Source organism: Marinobacter lipolyticus SM19 (assembly GCF_000397065.2).
GTDB lineage: Bacteria > Pseudomonadota > Gammaproteobacteria > Pseudomonadales > Oleiphilaceae > Marinobacter > Marinobacter lipolyticus.
This window is the reverse complement of sequence record NZ_KE007326.1, coordinates 392,041-413,193: the sequence shown is the minus strand read 5'-3', so window position 1 is coordinate 413,193 and position 21,153 is coordinate 392,041. Positions and strand designations below refer to the sequence as shown.

The 21,153-nt window shown below is 57.3% G+C and carries 22 protein-coding genes; 8 read left to right on the top strand and 14 right to left on the bottom strand.

Annotated features, from left to right (window positions below):
- Position 1: 1 nt before the first annotated feature.
- Positions 2-1,066: a succinylglutamate desuccinylase/aspartoacylase family protein gene (locus MARLIPOL_RS14010; RefSeq protein ID WP_012138871.1), complete on the top strand. Its 1,065-nt coding sequence runs from the start codon at positions 2-4 to the stop codon at positions 1,064-1,066.
- A 168-nt stretch (positions 1,067-1,234) separates the two neighbouring features.
- Here the strand turns inward: MARLIPOL_RS14010 and MARLIPOL_RS14005 are convergent, their stop codons facing one another.
- A complete protein-coding gene (locus MARLIPOL_RS14005; RefSeq protein WP_228677623.1) occupies positions 1,235-2,221 on the bottom strand; it encodes an HD domain-containing phosphohydrolase in 987 nt (328 codons plus the stop codon).
- A 114-nt stretch (positions 2,222-2,335) separates the two neighbouring features.
- Here MARLIPOL_RS14005 and MARLIPOL_RS14000 point away from each other — a divergent pair, with 114 nt between their 5' ends.
- Complete coding sequence (locus MARLIPOL_RS14000) at positions 2,336-2,761, top strand: secondary thiamine-phosphate synthase enzyme YjbQ (RefSeq protein WP_012138869.1); 426 nt, start codon at positions 2,336-2,338, stop codon at positions 2,759-2,761.
- 45 nt (positions 2,762-2,806) lie between these two features.
- On the opposite strand, the gene MARLIPOL_RS13995 is transcribed toward MARLIPOL_RS14000, so the two are convergent.
- The 3 genes from MARLIPOL_RS13995 to MARLIPOL_RS13985 all read right to left on the bottom strand — a co-directional run bounded on the left by MARLIPOL_RS13995 (position 2,807) and on the right by MARLIPOL_RS13985 (position 7,193).
- Positions 2,807-4,750, bottom strand: coding sequence for an alpha/beta hydrolase (locus tag MARLIPOL_RS13995; protein ID WP_012138868.1), 1,944 nt, complete (start codon positions 4,748-4,750; stop codon positions 2,807-2,809).
- 143 nt (positions 4,751-4,893) lie between these two features.
- The gene (locus MARLIPOL_RS13990) at positions 4,894-5,577 is read right to left on the bottom strand and encodes a response regulator (RefSeq protein ID WP_012138867.1); all 684 of its coding nucleotides are present in this window, start codon (positions 5,575-5,577) and stop codon (positions 4,894-4,896) included.
- Positions 5,574-7,193, bottom strand: a complete 1,620-nt coding sequence (locus MARLIPOL_RS13985) for a sensor histidine kinase (protein ID WP_036191706.1) — start codon at positions 7,191-7,193, stop codon at positions 5,574-5,576. Before MARLIPOL_RS13985 ends, MARLIPOL_RS13990 begins: the two co-directional genes overlap by 4 nt.
- A gap of 237 nt (positions 7,194-7,430) precedes the next feature.
- Here MARLIPOL_RS13985 and MARLIPOL_RS13980 point away from each other — a divergent pair, with 237 nt between their 5' ends.
- The 4 genes from MARLIPOL_RS13980 to MARLIPOL_RS13965 all read left to right on the top strand — a co-directional run bounded on the left by MARLIPOL_RS13980 (position 7,431) and on the right by MARLIPOL_RS13965 (position 11,564).
- A complete protein-coding gene (locus MARLIPOL_RS13980; RefSeq protein WP_012138864.1) occupies positions 7,431-8,408 on the top strand; it encodes a Bug family tripartite tricarboxylate transporter substrate binding protein in 978 nt (325 codons plus the stop codon).
- Positions 8,405-8,851, top strand: a complete 447-nt coding sequence (locus MARLIPOL_RS13975; RefSeq protein WP_012138863.1) for a tripartite tricarboxylate transporter TctB family protein — start codon at positions 8,405-8,407, stop codon at positions 8,849-8,851. The genes MARLIPOL_RS13980 and MARLIPOL_RS13975 overlap by 4 nt, the downstream gene beginning before the upstream one ends.
- The gene (locus MARLIPOL_RS13970) at positions 8,851-10,377 is read left to right on the top strand and encodes a tripartite tricarboxylate transporter permease (RefSeq protein WP_012138862.1); all 1,527 of its coding nucleotides are present in this window, start codon (positions 8,851-8,853) and stop codon (positions 10,375-10,377) included. Before MARLIPOL_RS13975 ends, MARLIPOL_RS13970 begins: the two co-directional genes overlap by 1 nt.
- Before the next feature lie 77 nt (positions 10,378-10,454).
- Positions 10,455-11,564, top strand: a complete 1,110-nt coding sequence (locus MARLIPOL_RS13965; protein ID WP_012138861.1) for a porin — start codon at positions 10,455-10,457, stop codon at positions 11,562-11,564.
- Positions 11,565-11,653: 89 nt separating this feature from the next.
- Here MARLIPOL_RS13965 and MARLIPOL_RS13960 read toward each other — a convergent pair whose 3' ends face one another.
- From MARLIPOL_RS13960 to MARLIPOL_RS13950, 3 genes are all read right to left on the bottom strand, one after another.
- Complete coding sequence (locus MARLIPOL_RS13960) at positions 11,654-13,009, bottom strand: PhoH family protein (RefSeq protein WP_012138860.1); 1,356 nt, start codon at positions 13,007-13,009, stop codon at positions 11,654-11,656.
- Between the two features lie 63 nt (positions 13,010-13,072).
- Positions 13,073-13,555, bottom strand: a complete 483-nt coding sequence (locus MARLIPOL_RS13955) for a CBS domain-containing protein (protein ID WP_012138859.1) — start codon at positions 13,553-13,555, stop codon at positions 13,073-13,075.
- A gap of 61 nt (positions 13,556-13,616) precedes the next feature.
- Positions 13,617-14,354 (bottom strand): START domain-containing protein, encoded by a 738-nt coding sequence (locus MARLIPOL_RS13950; RefSeq protein ID WP_012138858.1) that lies wholly within the window; start codon positions 14,352-14,354, stop codon positions 13,617-13,619.
- Positions 14,355-14,485: 131 nt separating this feature from the next.
- Here MARLIPOL_RS13950 and MARLIPOL_RS13945 point away from each other — a divergent pair, with 131 nt between their 5' ends.
- On the top strand, positions 14,486-15,493 hold the full coding sequence (locus MARLIPOL_RS13945) for a DUF2804 domain-containing protein (protein WP_012138857.1): 1,008 nt from the start codon (positions 14,486-14,488) through the stop codon (positions 15,491-15,493).
- Positions 15,494-15,513: 20 nt separating this feature from the next.
- Here MARLIPOL_RS13945 and minE read toward each other — a convergent pair whose 3' ends face one another.
- The 5 genes from minE to MARLIPOL_RS13920 all read right to left on the bottom strand — a co-directional run bounded on the left by minE (position 15,514) and on the right by MARLIPOL_RS13920 (position 18,093).
- Positions 15,514-15,768, bottom strand: coding sequence for a cell division topological specificity factor MinE (gene minE / locus MARLIPOL_RS13940; protein ID WP_012138855.1), 255 nt, complete (start codon positions 15,766-15,768; stop codon positions 15,514-15,516).
- 3 nt (positions 15,769-15,771) lie between these two features.
- The gene (gene minD, locus MARLIPOL_RS13935; protein ID WP_012138854.1) at positions 15,772-16,584 is read right to left on the bottom strand and encodes a septum site-determining protein MinD; all 813 of its coding nucleotides are present in this window, start codon (positions 16,582-16,584) and stop codon (positions 15,772-15,774) included.
- Between the two features lie 65 nt (positions 16,585-16,649).
- Positions 16,650-17,429 (bottom strand): septum site-determining protein MinC, encoded by a 780-nt coding sequence (gene minC / locus MARLIPOL_RS13930; RefSeq protein WP_012138853.1) that lies wholly within the window; start codon positions 17,427-17,429, stop codon positions 16,650-16,652.
- Positions 17,426-17,815 carry a HopJ type III effector protein gene (locus tag MARLIPOL_RS13925; protein WP_012138852.1) on the bottom strand — a complete coding sequence of 130 codons (390 nt, stop codon included), beginning with the start codon at positions 17,813-17,815 and terminating at the stop codon, positions 17,426-17,428. The genes minC and MARLIPOL_RS13925 overlap by 4 nt, the downstream gene beginning before the upstream one ends.
- A complete protein-coding gene (locus tag MARLIPOL_RS13920; protein WP_012138851.1) occupies positions 17,815-18,093 on the bottom strand; it encodes a DUF1244 domain-containing protein in 279 nt (92 codons plus the stop codon). The genes MARLIPOL_RS13925 and MARLIPOL_RS13920 overlap by 1 nt, the downstream gene beginning before the upstream one ends.
- A 104-nt stretch (positions 18,094-18,197) precedes the next feature.
- On the opposite strand from MARLIPOL_RS13920, the gene dinB reads away from it, so the two are divergent.
- A complete protein-coding gene (dinB, locus tag MARLIPOL_RS13915) occupies positions 18,198-19,262 on the top strand; it encodes a DNA polymerase IV (RefSeq protein WP_012138850.1) in 1,065 nt (354 codons plus the stop codon).
- A 34-nt stretch (positions 19,263-19,296) separates the two neighbouring features.
- On the opposite strand, the gene MARLIPOL_RS13910 is transcribed toward dinB, so the two are convergent.
- Both MARLIPOL_RS13910 and MARLIPOL_RS13905 read right to left on the bottom strand, forming a co-directional pair.
- Complete coding sequence (locus tag MARLIPOL_RS13910; RefSeq protein WP_012138849.1) at positions 19,297-19,869, bottom strand: phosphatase PAP2 family protein; 573 nt, start codon at positions 19,867-19,869, stop codon at positions 19,297-19,299.
- Positions 19,835-21,082: a glycosyltransferase family 4 protein gene (locus tag MARLIPOL_RS13905; RefSeq protein WP_012138848.1), complete on the bottom strand. Its 1,248-nt coding sequence runs from the start codon at positions 21,080-21,082 to the stop codon at positions 19,835-19,837. Before MARLIPOL_RS13905 ends, MARLIPOL_RS13910 begins: the two co-directional genes overlap by 35 nt.
- Between the last annotated feature and the right edge of the window lie 71 nt (positions 21,083-21,153).

The following is a 21,153-nucleotide window of genomic DNA, read 5'->3' as shown; positions in this document are numbered from 1 at the left end:
GATGGCCAGGGCGCCATTTGTTATCGCCGGTGCAGAAATCAAGGCGGGCACCCGTCAAACGGTGGAAGTACCGGTTGCCAAGCTGTACACCCACACGCCGCTGCATATTCCAGTGGAGGTGGTTCACGGTCGCCGGGACGGGCCGGTGCTGATGGTCTGCGGTGCTATACACGGGGATGAAATCAACGGCGTGGAAATTGTCCGTCGGGTGCTGACCAATTCGGCACTGCGGCACCTGCGCGGTACCCTGCTGGCCGTGCCCATTGTTAATATTTTCGGGTTCGTGCAGCGCACTCGCTACCTGCCTGACCGGCGGGATCTGAACCGGTGTTTCCCGGGAAGTGAGAGCGGCTCTCTGGGTGGTCGTATCGCCTACCTGTTGCGCACCCAGATCATGGAAAATGTCACGCATATCATTGACCTGCACACCGGAGCGATTCACCGGTTCAACCTGCCGCAAATCCGTGCTGAGCTGAAGAACCCTGAAACCATCCGCATGGCGGAAGCTTTTGGCGCACCCATCATCATCAACGCCAGCCTGCGCGAGGGCAGCTTGCGGGCGTACGCGGATTCACTGGATATTCCGGTCGTGACCTATGAGGGTGGAGAAGCTCTGAGATTTGATAATGTGGTGATCACCAGCGGCGTGAAAGGGGTCATCCGGGTGATGCGGGAGCTGGAAATGGTGCCCGCGAAGAAAGGTCCGAAAGCCCCCAGGAAGCGCTCCGAGACTGCTGCCAACTCCCTTTGGGTGCGCGCGGACATCGATGGCATCATGCGCCCTGTGGCCCATCTTGGCCAGAAAGTCCGCAAGGGGCAGAAACTGGCCATGGTGGCGGATCCGTTCGGTGAAACCGAGGCTGCCGTGCTGTCGCCAGTGTCTGGTATCGTGATCTGCGTGAACAACCTGCCATTGGTGAACGAAGGCGAGGCTATTTATCATATCGCCCGCTTTGACGAGCTGGGTGAGGCTGAAAAAGCGATGGACTATTTCCGCAGTTCCTATGAATCGGATGTGGGAGAGGCGGTGGTGCCAGTCCATCCTTGGGACGAGCAGCAGAAGTAACCCGCGACAATCAGGAGAGTTTGCGATGGTCTGTTACTGATCTGCGTCCTGAAATGTCTCGCGGATTTCCAGCACCTCATCCAGATTGTCCATCAACGCATTGGCACATTCCGGGTCAATCCGCTGGCCGGAGAGCGCCCGGATTTCGGTCAGCGATTCCTCAACCGTTCATGCTTCCTTGTAAGGGCGACGGCTGGTCAGTGCATCGAAAATATCCGCCACGGTGACAATTCTGGCTTCCAGGGGAATGGCCTTGCCCGCTAACCCATCCGGATAACCCGAGCCATCAAAGGCTTCGTGGTGGTGGGCAATGATGTTCAACAGCATTGTGGTGTGCCGGATGTCTCCCATGCGGTAGTTTCGGAGCAGCTTTTCTGCCATGGCCTTACCTTTGGAAGTGTGAGTTTTCATAACCTCAAACTCCGCCGCTGTCAGCTTCCCGGGTTTGAACAGGATGCTGTCCGGGATGGCGACTTTACCGATATCGTGGAGCGGCGCGAACAGGTAGACGTACTCGGGAACCTGGTCATCGGTTGCGCTGGTGGAGACGACGTGGCGTGCGATGATTCTGGCGTAGCGGGACATACGCTGGAGATGAGCCCCGGTTTCCGGGTCCCGCGAATAAGTCAGATCCAGTGCAGATTGAACGGTGGAGAGGAGGGTTCGAACCAGACTGAAAGAGTTGAAAATCAGCAGCGCTACCAGATCTGCCACCAGATTCAGCTGACTGATGCAGGCAGGATCGAAGGCATTTTCATGCTCGGTGTTGAAGAAGATGAATCCGAGTAACTCGTCGTCAAAGAACAGTGGCAGTGTATAGCTCCCCCGGTACCCGGCCTGATAGATCTTCTGGGCATGAATGTGAGAGCTGTTGCTGAATACGGACAAGTCCTGTTCAAGTCTTGCGTCTCTGCTTTCGGCCAGCTCCTTGAGCGAGTGGCATCCGGACAACGTTGACTGATAATGGTTGAGCGGTGTTTCCTTGCCGCTGTAGGTAAAGGTTCTGACCTTGTCGGTAGCCTTGTCGTATAACGCAATCGACACTCGCGTTATCTGTGGATGCAGATCCCTGACAACCTGATGTAAATGCACCAGCTTCTCGGCGAGGGAATCAGACTGGTTGAGAGTGATCAATACATCATTCCGGCTGCGCATAGTTGGGTCGTAAAATCAGGGTTGGAGATTGTCTCCAAGCATAGCCAATACTGACGCAGAGCGTTAGGCTAAAACCAGAGTTTGTTGATCGCCACACAAAAAGGTTAACAGTAGATGATCTGGAAGCAGGAATTTATCGAATTGGCGCCCCTTCCCCGTGGGTTCCACCTGGTGACTAACGAGATTGTTGCCCAGGCGCCGGACCTCAGGAACTGTCAGGTTGGGCTTTTGCATCTGTTTATTCAGCACAGTTCCGCGTCATTGGCGATAAACGAGAATGCAGATCCGGACGTGCGGGGTGATCTGGAGCGGCATTTCAATGTGCTGGCCCCGGAAGGGGCGGATTACTATCAGCACACCGCTGAGGGGGTCGATGATATGCCCGCCCATATAAAAAACGTGCTGATTGGCCACTCACTGACAATACCGATTTCCGATGGCCATCTGGCCCTGGGAACCTGGCAGGGAATCTATCTGTGCGAGCACCGGGATCATGCCGGGAGCCGCCGCATTGTGGCGACGCTGCAGGGGCGGTGGTAAGGGGCTGGCAGACCCTCTTGAGGGGATCTGCCAGTATGGCCTGTGTCAGAGTGGGGCTGTCACCTCAAGTTGCTGCTGTCCGTCCTCCGTCAACAGAGGTAGTGAAACACTGCCGCTGACGCTGACTGCGGAAACCGTCAGATCGCGGGAAAAGGCGCCTGCGAATGTCGGGTGCTGACCATAAAGCATCATCACCAGCTGATCCCCGGTGTTCAGTCGCTCTGCAATCCCTGTCAGTTCGATGTCATGCTGGCCGAAGCCGCGAATTGGCTGAACCTGCTCGTCGATCAGCTCGGGAATACTCGTACCTCCGCGGATGACACCCACCCCGACAAACAGGATGGCATCGCAGGTGCCGGTTGCAAACACCGGGTCGGATTCATCCAGACACCGCTCCTCGAGGTCAGACAGGGGGGCTCCGACATTCAGTGTGGCCGTCGGTATTCCGGCGATGACCCCGTCATTCTCCAGGGTTGTCAGAGGAACGATCGTTGGCAATGAACCGGCAGCGCCGGTGAATGTTGTCACCTCGATGTCCTCTCCCAACATATCGTATCTGACCGGGAAGCTGGCGCCGCCAACGGTGACCTCCGGTGCCGCGACCGCGTCACCGGGGGAGAGGGTGTAACATATCTGCTTGCCGGTGGTGATGACGTTATCCGCATCGCCGCGCCCCAGAAGCTTTTCATTGAACCAAGCGACGGCCGCCTGATTGGCGCTGATGTCACCGCAATCCGTCAGCGTGTTGAGACCAGCAGCAGGCAGGTCCGGAAGCGATTCAGCATAGAAACCGAGGTTCGCCAGGGTTTCCTGGATCAGGCCGACGTTCGGAGCGAGGTAGTGGTGGCTGAAGGGGTAAGTGAGCAGGCGCACATCGCCGCCGGCGGCCTTCAGCTCCTTGTAGTTTTCCCAGGCATCGTTGAAGGGAAACAGGCTGTCCCGCATGCCCTGAAACATGAGTACGTCGATCGGGTAAGGATTCATCTGTGGTGTCTTGATAACGTATCGGCCGTCACTGGTGATGGGGACGCGGCCGGTGATCGGGTCCAGCAGGTATTCCTGGCTGTTTCCGCTGTCGAACAGCTCGAGGTTCCGTTCATTCTCCCAGAAATAGCTGGGGCTATGGTAGTGGAAGAAATCCAGTGCCGGCTCGGGGAAACGGTGTTGAACAATACCATCAAGCAGTGATGAACGAAGGTAAGGATCCATGGAGCCGCCGGTCCCGGCATCGCCGGCGAGGGAAAGGAACGCCAGCCAATAGTTCTTGGTGACATTGCCCGGGTTCAGGCTGTAGGTCAGGTCGTGCCAGGTAATGTGCGGCACCATGGCATCCATGCGCTGATCGGGATCCACGTTATACAGCAGGTATTGGAAGCCACCTCCATAGCTGCCGCCGACACCACCCAGCAGCAGGTTGTTGTCACGGTATTTGAGGTAATCCAGATGACTTTCCGCCCAGTCGACTATCTGGACGAGATCTTCGCCTTCAAAGTCCGGATCCATTACCCGGATGGTTCCGCCGCTCTCACCATGACCACGCTGGTCGATGCTGATCACAGTGAAGCCCGCATCCACCAGCGGGGCAATGGGGGCCAGAGGATCATCGCCGGCTTCTGTGGTACGCGTCCCACTGAAGCCGTGGCCCTGGAGGATCAGGGGGTGTTCGGTCTGGCAGTCGAACTGGGTGGGTTCGAAAACCTGGAATACGATCGCGGCACCATCGACGCGGGAAGGCATTTCCACGCGATAACTGCGGCCGCCGGCCAGATCACTGTTCCGGTCACAGGAAGCGTGTACCAGCTCACTGATGCTGTCTGTCAGGGGGCGGGAAATAGGTCGGGTGGTTGCGGGCGGGGTGTTGGTGTCGCGGCTTGCGGTGTCGCCCAGGGTGGCCCCGCCAGGGGAGTCGGAGCTGCCGCCGCTTCCTCCGCATGCCGCCATCAGAGCCACGCTGGTCCCGATAACCAGGGCGTTGGTTAATCTGTTCATGATATCGCCTTATTATGTTTTTGTTGTGATGCATTACAAAACGTGACAAAAGTCACAATAAGGCGGGGCGATATGTGGGGCGATGGCCAGAGTGCCCGGGCACCATGGCACGCAGGTCAAAGCTTCAGGGAGCGTGATCCTTGCTAAAGGTGGTATCGCCTCTCGGGGCGTCCAACGCTGCCGTAGGTCACTTCCGCTCTAAGCTCGCCCTTGCCAACCAGAAACTCCAGATAGCGGCGTGCGGTGGTGCGGGATGCGCCGATGGCATTGCCCAGTTCCTCGGCACTCCAGTGCTGGCCGGATGACAGCACCTCACGAATTTTATCCAGCGTGATGCTGTCGATGCCCTTGGGGAGTCGTTCATCGCGGGTTGGCTGGGGATCCTCGCCGGAACTCCGGGGCAGCAAAGCATCCACTTCTTTTTGCGCCACCTGAACCAGACCTGATAAGTGGCGAAGGTGATCCCGATACCGGCTGACGGCCTCTTCCAGGCGTTCGAACACCAGAGGTTTGAGGATATAGTCGAAAACCCCGCCGCGCAGGGCGCTTCTCAGGGTTTCCACTTCCTTGGCGGCGGTGATGAGGATAACGTCACTACCGCTATCCTTTGCCCGGAGCTCACGGAGCAGTTCCAGTCCGTTGCCGTCGGGGAAATAGATGTCCAGCAGGATCAGGTGGGGCGCCATCACGTCGATTAGGTCCCTTGCGTCTTCCAGGCTGTGGGCGATGCCACACAGTTCAACGTCGTTAAGGCGTTCGACGAATCGTCGCTGTATTTCCGCAATTTTCCGGTCATCTTCAACAATCAGAACGCGAATGGTGGTCAATGATTGTCCCTCCCTTTGCTGGTTTTGGGTAGGTAGAGGGTGAAGCGGCAGCCTTTTCCGGGCAGGTCGTCGACGGTGACCGATCCTCCCCAACGGTTCAGGAACTGGCTTACCAGATGCAGGCCGTAGCCATGGGTATCACCTTTTTTTGTGCTCACGCCTTTCTCGAAAATCTTCTGGCGCGCGTTTTCGGGGATACCCGGCCCCTGGTCTTCCACCTCGAATATCAGTTCGTGTCCGAGATCGGTCATTGATAGCTGAATGCGTCCGCCTTCACCTACCTGCTGGCGGGTTGCTTCAAGGGCATTGTCGATCAGGTTACCGAGTACGCTGACCAGTTGATCTCGCGGCATGTCGGCAGGTATGTCCGTCATCCGGCTTTCCGGATCGATGTGGAGGTGCAGGCCCATTTCCCGCGCCCGGTTGTACTTGCCCAGCAGGCAGCCGGCAATAACCGGATCGGGCACGGCATCCAGCAACAGGTGAATCAGCGCCTGGTGATCACTGACCTCACTACCGATCAGGTTGAGTGCGTCTTCATAAGCCTCGATCTGGATCAGGCCGGCAATGGTATGGAGCTTGTTGGAGTATTCATGGGTCTGGCTTCGTAAGGTGTCGGCATACTGCTGTATCCGCGTGAGTTGCCGGCTGACCTGATCCACTTCGTCCCGAAGCCTGAAACTGGCGACCACGCCAATAATGTCCACGCCCTGGCGGACCGGTAACCGGTTCACGATCATCTGACGGTTCCTCAGCCACACTTCCCGGTCAAAGTCCGGTGTGCCGGACTCAAGCACTGAAAGCAGGTCGCTCTCGGGCAAGATCTCGAGAATGGGGCGGCCTGCCAGAGGTGTGTGCGGGTCCAGTCCGAGGGTTTCCAGGGCGGTCCGGTTCACGGTGGTGATGATGCCGTCGCGGTTGATGGCAATGATCCCCTCCCGGACCGACTGGAGTGTGGCGTCCCGCTCCTGGAACAGGCGTGCAATTTCTTCCGGTTCCAGCCCGAATATAGCGCGTTTGAATCGCCCGGCTATCACTATGGCGATCAGTATGCTGATCAGTAGCGCCAGGCCGACAACGCTGTAAAGCACAATACTGTACCGTTCGATGGTTGCGTTCACCTGATCGACGCCATAGCCGACGGAAACAATGCCGATAATCTCGCCGCTATCCGGTTCAATCACCGGTGCCTTGCCACGCATGGAGTCGCCCAGACTGCCTTCGGCCCTCGCCACGTAGGACTCACCATCAATCAATGCGCGCCGTCCGTCATCACCGTCGTCGTCTGCCATGGAGTGGCCAATTCGCTCAGCGGAGGGATGGGCAAGGCGAACGGCCTGGTGGTCGCCGATCACAATGAACAGGGCTTCGTTGGTGTGCGCCAGACGACTGGCCAACAGGTTGAGGGCTTCAATATCACGCTGGCGGATTCCCTCTATCACGGAGGGTGCCGCGGCAACGGTTTTTGCGACCATCAGTGCCCGTTGCCCGATCTCGTCAAACAGGGAGCCGCTGAGGTAATAGCCAGCGAATACGCCGATCAGGGTAGTTTGCAGGGCACTGACGAACCCGAGCGACAGGATCATTCGGGTTTTAAGTTTGGTTTTTCGGAACACGTTATCTGCAGCGATTGGATTGTTGTCGTTATGTCATCAGGTTAAATCACACGCCCTGCGATTGCCCGTAAATTTTATGAACTTAACGCCCATTAAATTCTTTAAAGGCTTTACGCCCAGAAACTTCTGACGACGTTGATTGCCCTCTAGTCTGTTTTTGCGAGTCTCCTGCCAGCGGCGCCCAGCAATGAGATCTGCCCTGGAAGAGACCATAAAAACAAGAGTGAGGTGACAATCATGACTATCAAACGAACGCTTTCCCTCGTGGCGGCCGCCACTTTCAGCATGTCCGCGTTAGCCTGGCAGCCCTCCGGTAAGGTCGAGTGCATTGCCCCATCCGATCCTGGCGGTGGTTGGGATTTTACCTGCCGTAGCGCCGGCAATGTCCTCAGGGAACTGGGGCTGATTGATGGCACAGTTCAGACCGTGAACATGGCTGGTGCTGGTGGCGGGGTTGCCTTTGCCCACACCGTCAGCAAGCGGGCCGAGGATGACCAGCTGATAGTGGCTGCATCCACTGCCACCACCACACGGTTGGCCCAGAAGCAGTTTCCCGGCCTCAATGCGGATATGGTGAACTGGGTTGGGGCATTGGGGGCAGACTACGGCGTGATTGCTGTGGGCAAAAACTCCGAGTACCAGGACCTGAATCAGCTTCTCGATGCCGTCAATGAGAATCCCAAGTCGGTGAAATTTGCAGGTGGCAGTGCCCGTGGCGGCTGGGATCATCTCAAGGTACTGATCGCGGCAAAGGCCGCTGGCGCCGATCAGCTGCCGTCGATTCCCTATTTGTCCTACAACAACGGCGGCGAAGCCATGACCCAGGTCGTGGGCGGTCAGGTCGATGCTTTTACCGGTGACCTCTCCGAAGTTACCGGCTTTATGGCCTCTGGTGACCTCCGTGTGCTGGCGGTATTGGCGGATGAGCGTCTGCCGGGCGATTTCGCACACATCCCAACCGCCAAAGAGCAGGGGGTTGATGCGGTCGGTCCGAACTGGCGTGGTTTCTACATGCCAAAGGGGGCCTCCCAGGAATCAAAGACCTATTGGGCCAATACGGTCGATACCCTGTACGCCAGCGAGGAATGGAAAAAGATCATGAAGGCCAATGGTCTGATTCCGTTCCACCCACCGGCGGGTGAATTTGACAGCTTTGTTCGTCAGCAGGTGCAGGACATTGAGGCTCTGTCCCGCGAAATAGGACTGCTCAAATGACTGGCTTCGGTGATCGTATCCTTGGTCTTGGCCTTATGGTGCTGGCTGTGGCTTACGGCTGGGTTGCCCAGCAGTGGCCGGAACCGTTCGGAGGTGCCGAAACCGTGGGGCCGGAAACCTTCCCCACCATCCTCGCGGTGGTTCTGGTGGCCGGTGGCATCTATCTGATGATCAAGCCGGATCCCGATGCCCAGTGGCCGCTGGGTAAGTCCGCGCTGGAGCTGGTGGTGTCCCTGCTGGTTCTTGTGGTGTACGCCATGTTGCTGGAACCCTTGGGGTTTGTCATTTCGACAACCCTGGCAGTGGGCGCCTTGAGCTGGCGCATGGGGGCTAACCCCCGAAGCGCATTTGTGACCGGGCTGATCAGTGCGGTGGTGGTGTTTGTGCTGTTCAACTATGGCCTGTCATTGAACCTGCCCGCCGGCCTGATGGAGGTGCACTGATGGAAACGCTCGGTTTTCTGATGGACGGTTTTGCGGTGGCTCTGACGCCTTACAACCTGATGTTTGCCCTGTTTGGCGCCTTTGCCGGTACCCTGATCGGCTGTATGCCGGGCCTCGGTCCTGCCAATGGTGTGGCCATTCTTATTCCCCTGGCGTTCACCCTGGGGCTGCCGCCGGAAACGGCCATGATTCTGCTGACCTCGGTGTACGCGGGGGCCATGTATGGCGGCCGCATATCCTCGATTCTGCTCAATATCCCCGGTGACGAGCCGGCGATGATGACCTGTCTTGATGGTTACCCCATGGCCCGCAAGGGCAGGGCGGCCGATGCACTGGCGATCTCGGCGATCGCATCGTTTTCTGGCGGCCTGATCGGGACGGTTGGCTTGATCATGCTGGCCCCGGTGCTGGCGAAGTTTGCTCTCAGCTTTGGACCGGCGGAGTACTTCGCGCTGTTCCTTCTGGCGTTTGCAACGCTGGGTGGAATTACCGGCAAAAACCCGATGAAAACCGTGATTGCCGCTACTCTGGGAATCATGATCTCCACCGTGGGGATCGATATTTCCACGGGTACCCAGCGCTATACCTTCGGCGTCCTGGAGTTGTACGAGGGGATCGACTTTATTCTTGCCATTGTCGGTCTGTTCGCTATCTCGGAGTTGTTGTTCTTCGTCGAATCACGCATGGGCCATGGCCGCGAAAAAGTGAGTGTCGGTAAGCTGACTCTCAGCTTCCGGGAACTGGTCAGCACCATTCCTACCCAGTTGCGTGGTGGTGTGCTCGGCTTTATATCCGGGGTCTTGCCGGGGGCAGGCGCTTCTCTGGGCAGTTTTATCAGCTACACGCTGGAGAAGCAGGTCCTGGGCAGGAAGGGCAGGTTCGGTGAAGGCGACATCCGCGGTGTGGTTGCCCCTGAAGCGGGCAACAACGGTGCATCATCGGGTGCGCTGGTACCCATGTTGACCCTGGGTGTGCCTGGCAGTGGTACGACAGCGGTTCTGCTGGCGATGTTGATCTCCCTGAACATCACGCCAGGCCCACTTATGTTTACCCAGAATGCCGACATTGTCTGGGGCGTCATCGCAGCCCTGCTTATCGGAAACGTTCTCCTGTTGTTGCTGAACATTCCTTTGGTCGGGGTCTTTGTGCGGTTGTTGTCGGTTCCTCCCATGTACCTGTTGCCGATTGTGACCATGGTTGCCTTCGTGGGTATCTACTCCATCAGCAACAGTACCTTCGATCTGTATTTCATGGTGGCGTTCGGGATTGCTGGTTATTTCCTGCGCAAGCTGGAAATCCCGGTGGTGCCGATCATTCTCGGTTTGTTGTTGGGACCGGAAATGGAGAAGAACCTCGGGCATGCCCTGGTGTTGTCCGATGGCGACTGGAGCATTCTCTGGGCCAGCACCCTGGCCAAGAGCTTCTGGCTGGTCGCTGGGCTGAGCCTGGTGCTGCCGTACCTGGTTGGCCCGCTGCTGCGCCGCCGCATGAACGCTGCCATGAAGGAAAGCCCGGTCAGTGACTGACCGGGCTCCAGTGTGTTCCCGCCAGACGTTTGTCCGGCATGCAGAGCAATAAATACAATTAGCTAAGGAAGAGTGTAATGAGAAAACAAAAAAGATTGGTTTCAAGTATTGCCCTGGTTGTTTGTGGTTTCGCCGCATCAGGTGCGTTTGCCCAGACGGCGGTTTCGAAGCTCTCAGCGGATGCGCCGGTGTCGAATGTTTCCGCGGACGTGTACGGCCAGCTGAACTATGGTCTTCTGTTTGGGGACACTGGCGACGGCAGTGAGCACTTCATTGTCGATAACGACAACAGTGGGAGCCGGATTGGCGCCAAACTGAAAGGCGATCTGAACGATACGGATCTGGTGGTTGGCGCCCACGTGGAGCTGGAATATCAGCAGAATGCCTCTAACAAAGTGACGCTTGAAGAGCGTTCGATAAGCGGCGAATTCAATGAGCGTCAGCTCAATCTGTTTGTCTCCGGCGGGTTTGGCACATTATCACTCGGTCAGGGTGATGGGGCGGCGAACGGTAACATCGAAAGGGATTTGTCGGGCACCAAGGTAATTTCGTATACCAACCCCGGGCTGGTTGGTGGCGGTCTCGAATTTCTGGACGATGCCACCGAGACACGGGTCCGTTTGGGGGCTGCTACGAGCGATCAGGATTTCGAGAGCCGGTACAGCCGTGTGAGGTACGATCTGCCAGCTCTGGGTGTGCTGGAGCCTTCGATAAGTCAGGGCATCAAGGACGGTGACGACGTTTCAGAGATCGGGGTGCGCTTCTCTGGCCAGTTCGCGGGCAAAATCTCCGGTGCTCTGGGTTATTCCATCAAGGACAGTGGTGGGCAAACCGGCGATGTTGAGACCCTGGGTGGTTCATTGTCGTGGTTGCATGATAGCGGCATCAACGTGACCGGCGCCTACTCAACCAGCAGCGATGAGGACGATGCCAATCCGGATTCCGATTTCTACCTGGCAAAGTTGGGATACATAATCGGCAAGCATGCCTTTGATATTCACTATGCCGAAGCGGAAGACCGCGTTCAGAGGGGAGACTCTGCAGAGTCCGTCGGCGTTGGGTATGTGTTTACCCCGATTAAATGGTTCGAGGCTTATGCCGGTTACAACAACCATTCCCTGGAACGTCAGGGTGCGGACTTTGACGACGTGGACACTGTTCTGGTTGGGGGACGGCTTAAGTTCTGATACCTGCTTCTTTGTTGTTGTCCATGGGCAATTGAGCCCGGTTTTGCCGCACCCCGATCAAGGGTGCGGCTTTTTTTGGTGGAAGGTGGTCAGAGATTGGCTTCGGCGTATTCCGCCAGAACCGACCTCGGTACGCCTTGAAGGTGGATGTGCCCACCGTGGCGGAAGCCCTTGAAACGCTCTGTCATGTAGGTAAGGCCGGAGCTCAGGGCGCTTAGGTATGGTGTATCGATCTGCGCCAGGTTGCCCAGGCAGATCACCTTGGAACCGTTGCCCGCGCGGGTGATGATGGTCTTGATCTGGTGCGGTGTCAGGTTCTGGGACTCATCAATGATGATCAGGCTGTGCTGGAAACTCCGCCCACGGATGTAGTTCATGGATTTGAAGTGCAGCGGCACCTTGCTGAGAATGTAGTCCACACTGGCGGTCATGTTCTCGTCGTCTTCATGGAGTGCTTCCAGGTTATCGACGATGGCGCCCAGCCAGGGCTCCATTTTCTCTGCTTCGGTGCCCGGCAGGAAGCCAATGTCCTCGTCCAGGCCCTGGGTGCTGCGTGTGGCGATGATGCGCTTGTACAACTTGCTGGCGACGGTCATCTCGATGCAGGCGGCCAGTGCCAGGATGGTTTTACCCGACCCTGCCGAACCGGTGAGGTTGACCAGGTGAATGTCCGGGTCCAGCAGCAGGTTCAGGGCCAGGGACTGGTAGATGTCCCGGGGGACCAGGCCCCAGACTTCCTCGTTCATCAGGTCGTGCTGATGCAAATCCTGCATGACCAGTTGATCATCGGACAGGTCCACGACCTTGCCGACAAATCCCTGTTCGTCCACCACAAACTCATTGATGTTGAGCTTGGCCAGATCGCCTTCGCGCTTGAGGATATGCTCGGTGATGCCTTCCCGCTGAATGGTCTCCACCTTGGCGATGTTGTCCCAGAAGGAGTTGGGAAACTCCTTGTAGCCCCTGGGGAGCAGGTCGATGTCATCCAGCAGCTGGTCATTGTGATAATCCTGGGCTTCCACACCAAATCCGCGGGCTTTCAGCCGCATGTTGATGTCTTTGCTGACCAGGATGATGTCCCGGGATTTGTGCCTGTCCTGAAGGGCAGCGAGGGTGTTGATGATCTTGTTGTCGTTCAGGTTTTCCGGCAACGAATGATTGTTGTGGTGATCCGTACTCATCAGGATCGACAGCGTGCCGAGGGGCGCGGCTTTCTTGCCGCGAACGATTGGAACGCCTTTCTCGATGTCTTTCGGGACAGCATCGCCCAAGAGTTTGTCGATGTTGCGGATGGCCTGGCGACAATCGGCCGCGACCGCCTGTTTACCGGATTTGAGACTGTCGAGTTCTTCGAGGACGGTCATCGGGATGATGACATCGTGTTCTTCAAAATTGAGGAGAGCGTTCGGGTCGTGAATCAGGACGTTGGTGTCGAGGACATACATTTTTCGGCGAGCTTGCGATGCTCCTGGCATAGGGCGCGTTACCTCTCTGGTGGCTCAGTCGTTTCAGGCACAGCGGCTGGTGAGTTCCTTGTCAGAAATCAGTTTTAGCATGTCGTAAGTGGTGATGATTCCAGTGATTTTCTTGTCTTTCGTGACGAAAATCCGATGCAGGTGTTCACGCATCATGATGTCGGCGATATCGCGAACGGGCGTCTGTTCATCAACGGAAAGAATACTCGGCGTCATGATGTCCCGGACTTCGACGGGAACCTTGCCCATCTCCTCGAAGATGGCCATGCGCAGGCGGCGGGCTTCCTGTTCTTCCTCAGGGGTCAGCCGGGCGTCGTTGTCGTTCCGGTTGGCATTCCAGCGGAATTCAGTGATGTCCTTCAGGGTGGCAATACCGACAATGTCACCGTGTTCATCGGTCACCGGGCTGCCGGTGATTTCGTTGTCGGTAAGGAAGCGGGCCAGTCTCTCCATGGTCCAGGATTGTGGCACCGCCTTGATACTTGGAGTCATGATCTCGTAAGCGAGAACAGTCATTTACCGGGGTCCTGTGCTGTTAAAGGGTCCTTTTCAACAGAGCTTAGCTTGTCCCGTGCGGCTAGTCATCCCCTGATTGTTTCGAAGGCACCACATTGATGAGTTTACCTTCCTCGCCGTACACCAGGGTGTGGTCCTGATAGCGTTCCTCGCGGGTCACCCGCTCAAGTTGCTCCATGGATTTTACCGGAATGTCCACCAGCAGGGTGTTGACCAGCCATCCGGGTATTGCGCCATTGGGCTCGGTGTGCTGGATCCAGACCATTCGGGTCATGTCGCCTTCGGGAATGAAACGGTACAGCGTATCGGAGCGGTCCACCCGGACGAGGCCATCGACCGCTTCGCGGCGATCAGGGACTGCATTGAGTTCCATGACCACCTCGCCAGAGTTCTGTTCGCCTTGGGTGCGAATACGCAGGACGTAGTCACGGTCGGCCACTGGCCATGGCATGTTGTTCACGGAGTAGGCGTAGCGGTCGTGGAAGTGGCCGTCACCAAACGCATGGGATTTGGTGCAATTGTGTACCCACTCAACACAGGATTCCGGGTTGACCATCACCGCCATCAGGTTTTCGATGGACGTATCCATCAGTGCTTCCGCCTTGAATGCCTGGAAACTGGAATCGTCCTGGTCGATGGTGTAGACCTTGATGTTGTCGGTTTCCTTGCGCAGGGTCCAGCCATCGGCATTTGCAGCGGGTAATGCCGCCTGGACCAGTGCCGGCAAGGTGGCGGTGCAGGCCAGAAGAGCAGCCAGGATGCTGGTCATGAGTTTGCCGTGGGCTCTTGGGTAACGCATAGAGTACACTTCCTTGATAGTGGTGCCGCGAGTCTACCATGCACATTTGTGGAGGCGTGGCGTTGAATCCAGGGATTGTGAACTGGGTATCTGCCTTTACATTCACACATTGAATTTGGCCCGAATTGAAGATGACGATAAAGCAGCTGGTTGATGAAAAAGGAAGGGTGCAAACCGGGGTGTTTTCGAGTCCCGTGGAATCGGTCAATTATCTGGACTATGACCTGCGAACGGTGATGGACAGGCCGCGTTCCCGGCTGGCCCGCAAATGGCGATTCAATCAGTTCCAGTTTGTCAGTGTCATGTCGGGGCACTGGGTGTTCGGTCTGGCCATTGTTGACCTGAAACTGGTGAGCAACGGTTTTTTCTACCTTTACGATTTTGCCTCTGGAGAAATGCTCGAACAGACGTTCATGCAGCCGCTTGGCAGGGGCACCGTGATTGAACCGCGCCCAGAGGACGGTGTGGCGAGCTTTCGCAGTAAACGGGCACACCTGAGGATTATTCCGGGCCCGGAAAGTCGAAGCATCAGTGTCACCGCAGGTGATGCCATTCGTGGGATGTTTACGATGTCTGAAGACGTGGATCCCCTGAGGCTGTCGTGTCCGGCTGGCTACAATGGCTGGGTATATACCCGTAAGTCTGCGGGTTTGCCGGTCACCGGTGAAATTCGCTGGGGAGACCGGGTCTGGCGTTGTGACGATCATACCCGAGGCTCGATCGACTGGAGCTGCGGCTTCATGCGCCGTGAAACGGCCTGGAACTGGGCGTGCCTGGCCGGCCAGCTGGCGGACGGTACCTCTGTGGGCCTGAATCTCGCCACCGGGGTGAACGAATCGGGGATGACCGAGAACGCACTTTGGCTTGATGGTCGCTGTATCAAGCTGGATCTGGCCCGGTTCGAGTTTGATCGGTACGACACGTCCGCACCCTGGCGGGTGGCCACCAGCGATGGCAGAGTGGATCTTCGTTTTGTGCCCTCGGGTGTGCGCAAGGAGCGGCTGAATGCACTGGTGCTGGCGTCCAACTTCCGTCAGTACGCGGGCACGTTTGAGGGGGTTGTGATGGATGACAAGGGTAAAAAAATCCCCATAGCAGGGCTACGGGGATTGATGGAAGATCATTTCGCCCGCTGGTGACCGCGGGCGAGGTCGGAGTGTCAGCTTTCCGGCAGGGTGACGTTCAGTTCCAGTACGGAGCAGCTGTCATTGCGATCTACTTCCACCTGAACCATATCGTCACTGATCTGCACGTACTTGCGAATAACCGCCAGCAGTTCCTGCTGCAGCTGGGGCAGGTAATCCGGCTGTTCGCGCTGACCGCGCTCATGGGCAACAATAATCTGCAGTCGCTCTTTGGCAACATTGGCGGTGTTGTTGCTTTTCTTGCTTCTGAAATAATCGAGGAAACTCATCCCTTAGCCCCCCTTGAACATCCGTGAGAGAAAGCCCTTTTTCTGGGCAGACATAAAGCGATGTTCCCGTTCTTCGCCAAGCAGACGGGCCACGGCGTCGTCATAGGCCTGACCGGCATCGCTGTTTTCTTCAAGAATCACCGGTAGTCCCTGGTTGGACGCGTTCAGCACGATCTGGCTTTCCGGGATGACGCCCAGCAGAGGGATGGCAAGAATCTCTTCCACATCGCCGACAGACAGCATTTCGCCCTTTTCCACCCGGGAAGGGTTGTAGCGGGTCAGCAGCAGGTGTTCCTTGACAGGATCCTGGCCCATCTCGGCACGACGGGATTTGCTCTGAAGGATGCCCAGGATGCGATCGGAATCCCGCACCGAGGATACTTCCGGGTTGGTGACCACAACGGCTTCATCCGCATAGTACAGTGCCATCAATGCACCGTGTTCGATGCCGGCCGGGGAATCGCAGACAATGTAGTCAAATGTTTCCGACAGCTCGTTAATGACTTTTTCAACGCCTTCACGGGTCAGAGCTTCTTTTTCCCGGGTTTGCGAGGCTGGCAGGATGTACAGACTCTGGACGCGCTTGTCACGGATGAGTGCCTGGTTCAGCGATGCCTCACCCTGGATGACGTTGACAAAGTCATACACCACCCGGCGTTCGCAGTTCATGATGAGATCGAGGTTGCGCAGGCCCACGTCAAAATCAATGACCACGGTTTTGTGGCCGCGTTTGGCCAGGCCAGTACTGATTGAGGCGCTGGTGGTGGTTTTGCCTACGCCACCTTTTCCTGAGGTAACGACAATGATTCTAGCCAAGGTTGCATTCCTGTTTCACGGTGGATTCGTCATAAATGCCGAATAAATCGGTCGTTATAGTCTTATCAGGCCTTTTCCAGTGGCGTCACCACCAGCAGGTCGTCCCTGAGCTGGATCTGAACGGCGGCTTTCCAGCTTTTCTCCTGAAGATCCTCGGAGATTTTATAGTGTCCGGCGATGGACACAAGCTCCGCTTCCAGTGACTGGCAGAAAACCCGGGCGGACTGCATGCCGTGTATGCCAGCCAGGGCGCGACCACGTAATGGGCCGTAGACGTGAATATTACCTGCCGCCAGTACTTCCGCGCCAGCCTGAACAGGGGCCAGAATGATCAGGTCACCCTCAGGGGCATACACCTGCTGGCCCGAGCGCACCGGTTGGTTGACGATGCGGGCGGGTGCGGGCCCGGATGGCAATTCGGCGGCCGGGCTGGCTTCCGGTTCGCTCACCTGTGCCGGCTCGTTGGCCGCCGCGGCGTTCTGATCGGAGGGGTTGACCTCGCGATCGCGCTGATTGCCTCCGGGCATCAGAGCAAGCGCGGCTCCCCGGGCCAGCCTGCGCTGGTCATCGTTGCCACCGCGCACACCGACAACGTGGATATTGTTGCGACGGCAGGTGCCGATAATCTTGAAGAAATCGAGTTCGCTGCTCAGGCCTTCGTACTTTTCCAGGCTGATGATCAGGGGAATGTCTTTGAAGAACCCCGGGGCCTGGCTGATCTTGTCCCGCAGGGTGTCCTCGAATTCGTCATTGTCGAAGTAATAAAGCTCCAGGGCCGTCATGGACACGCTGGCGCTTTTCAGTTGAAAGCAGTGTTGTACCCCTGAGGTGGCGGTATCGCTCATGAAAGGCTCTCTTCCTTGGGATCGTTCCGGGTGTCGGCAGGGCGAGCACGCAGTGGTTCGCCTTCAATGCGGATGCCGGACCAACCGGTGCTGATGAACTGACGAATGTTACCATGGCTGTCGCCCGAAGGATCATTCAATACCTGTTGGTAATGTTGTGCGAACAGTTGCAGGGTATCCGCTTCGTTGAGGCTGCAGTATTGACCCAGTGCAAATACCTTGGAGGAACCCGCGTTCTCGCCTGCGGCGTTGAGCAGTGGGCCATTGTGGAAACCGGTCGGTTGGTATTCGAAATAGCGGTCAATCAATGCCAGGGTGTCGTCAAAGTCGGCGTGGCCTGCTCTCAGGGAAGCCAGGTGAATCCGCACTGCCTCGGTCACGTTCATTATTTATGATCCTGTTTGGGGCCTTTTTGATAACGGGATTTCCACTCTTCATAGGGCATACCGTAGATGATCTCGCGGGCGTCCGGGTCGGACAATTCAAAGCCCCGCTCGCCGGCTTCGGCGCGATACCACTTGGAAAGGCAGTTTCGACAGAATCCGGCCAGGTTCATCAGGTCCAGGTTCTGGACTTCGGTGTGTTCACGCAGGTGTTGTACCAGGCGCCGGAATGCCGCAGCTTCGATTTCGGTTTGTGACTGCTCGGGAATGGGATTTGTCATGGTTGCTCGCCTGTTGGGCTATAGAGATCCTGACATTCTCTGTATGTTAGCTTAAGATACAAGGCTGTATATATGTACAGATTATCGACCCGAGTTGTTGCCCGATGCCCCAGCGCAAGATCATACATGTGGATTGCGACTGCTTTTATGCCGCCGTGGAGATGCGGGACGATCCCTCGTTAAGGGATGTACCCCTCGCCGTGGGCGGAGAAGGCGGCCGGGGTGTGGTGACGACCTGTAATTACCGCGCCCGCGCGTTCGGGGTACGCTCCGCCATGCCGGGTGGGGAGGCTCGACGCCTGTGTCCCGGATTGGTGACGGTGCCGCCGGACATGGCGCGATACCGTGCCGTGTCGCAGCAGGTCATGGCCATTCTGCGAGAAATGACCGACCTGGTAGAGCCACTATCCCTGGACGAGGCGTTCCTGGACGTCAGTGATGTTGCCGACCACAAGGGCAGTGCCACGTTGATGGCGCAGTACCTTCGCCAGCGTGTGCGGGACGAGGTCGGCATCACGATCTCCGCTGGCGTGGCCCCCAATAAATTCCTCGCAAAAATAGCCAGTGACTGGAAGAAGCCGGACGGCCTGTTCGTGATTCGTCCCCAGGACGTGGAAGGCTTTGTGGCCCGACTGCCCGTGGAAAAGTTATTCGGGGTAGGGCAGGTCACCGCTGGCAAACTTCACGCCCTCGGCGTGAGCACCTGCGGCGACTTGCAGGTGATCGGTGCGGAGGTATTGATCGACCGTTTTGGTAAACAGGGCTACCGGCTGCACGAGATGGCGTTTGGTCGCGATGAGCGCCCGGTGGTGGTGTCCCGCATCGCCAAGTCCCTGAGTGTGGAGCGAACCTTCTCCCAGGACCTGCCTGACAAGTCCGCCTGTGAGTCGGTGATGGCCTCGCTGGTGGCCGACCTGAATCTGCGGCTGAACCGCAAGGCCCGTGACAAACCCATTCATAAGCTGTTCATCAAAATCCGCTACAGCGACTTTTCGACCCACACCCTTGAGCGGGTTAGGGAACAGATACGCGAACCCGGTGTTGAGGATTTCGGCCCTCTACTGGATGAGTTGGTCACGGACAGTGCACGTCCGGTTCGACTGTTGGGGTTGGGCGTTCGTTTTCGCGATGATGATTCGCCGGTAATGCAATTGCGGCTGTTTGAGTGACGGCGGATCACCAAGCCCGGTTGCAAAGCCAGAGTCAGGCGGCGAGCAGAATCCGGAGTGGCTCGGCAAAGCCGTTTACCGCCAGTGCCCCCATGCATCCGCCGATCAGCGCGCCGGCGACGACATCGCTGGGATAATGCAGTCCGAGGACAACCCGTGACGCCGCCACACTCAGGGTAAAAGGTAACAATGGCCAGAACAGTCCCGGAGCCATCATGGCAATGATGGTGGTGAAACAGGCGGCATGGAGGGTGTGGCCGGACGGGAAACTGTAGCGGTCCAGTGGCGGTGTGCCGCAATTGATGCTTGGGAAGGAAATAAACGGTCGCTCCCGGATCAGCCAGCGTTTGAGCAGTTTGTAGGTCACTGTACACGTGAGCCCGGTGGCTGCCATCAGCAGGGCCAGTGTCAGTCCATGGTCAGGGCGGATCAACGGCATGGCGAGAATCAGCGCGTACCACAGCCAGCCGTCACCCAGGCGACTGACCAGCTGAAAATAGCTGTGCACTGGCCGGAAGCGCAGGCTCTGGTTAATGGCCTGACAGAACGCGAATTCGCGCTGGTCCACCAGGTTAAAGAAACGAGATGCTTTGGTTGTCGATGGCATGGTCATTGACCTTTGTGGGCTGATTGAATACCAGCTGTTCAAACTGTTCGATCTGGCTGGTCCAGTTCAGTTCCAGTGCATCCAGGCGTGCCTGGGCGCGGATTCGGTTAAGTAATGTGGGCTGATCGGCAAGGCGAAGGGCGTTGTCCACGAAGCCCTCATCGTCTGTTAACGATGCCTTCATGCCGTTGTCTTCCTGGCGAATATGTTCATTGGCCGCGGCATCGTCGAAGGCCACCACGCCCAGGCCACTCGCCATGGCTTCGGTCACCACGTTGCCAAAGGTGTCGGTTTTGCTGGGGAACAGGAAAATGTCACCGGACGCGTAATGGCGCGCCAGGTCCTCCCCGCGCCGGGTGCCGCAGAAAATGTACTCCGGATGACGTTCTTCCAGTTGTTTGCGCAGAGGGCCATCGCCCACCAGGATGAATCGGGTCTGGGGGTGCAGTCCCCGGATGCGCTCAAAGCAGGCAACGGCCATCTGCAGGTTTTTCTCGGACGCCAGTCGACCCACATACAGAACTCCCCGGTCACTGTCTTTCAGGCCCCATTGCTGACGCAGAGCCTCGTCGCGCTTGTGTGGGCTGAACCGATGGCAATCAACACCCCGGCTCCAGAGTCCCGTTGGCGTGATGCCCATGTCAGCGACCGTGCGCTGCATTTTTCGGGTAGGCACCAGAGTGATGGCGGTGCGATTGTGAAACCAGCGTCCATAGGTGCATAGCAGCTTTTCCAGGAACCCGGCGCCGTAGTATTGGCTGTAGGAATGAAAGTTGGTGTGAAAACCGGAACTGACCGGTATGCCAAGCCGTCTGGCAGCGGTGACGGCGGCCACTCCCAGTGGCCCCTGGGTGGCGACGTAAATGGCGTCCGGGCGTTGCACTTTCCAGAGCCTGGTCAGCGAGCGGGCGCTGGCGATGCCAAACCGCAGGTCGGGGTAGCCGGGTAAGGGCAGTCCTGTCACTACGTGTTCAGCGGAAAACAGTTGATCGCCGGCGCAAGCCACCTCTCCTTTGGTTTCATGCTGCTGGCGGGGACGTACAACATTTACGCTGTGTCCACGTTGCAGCATGCCCTGACACAAGTGTTTCAAGGTATTTGCCACGCCATTGATTTCCGGAGGAAAGGTCTCGGAAACGATGGTAATGTGACTGCTTCGCCTGATGGCCTGCGATGAGTTGGTCACGGTGCGTCCTGTGTTTCCCTGAATCATGTGTCCACTATGGAAAGTCGCTGTGACAGTTGTGCGACAAACCCGTGACAATCTGTTTACCTTTTGATCAG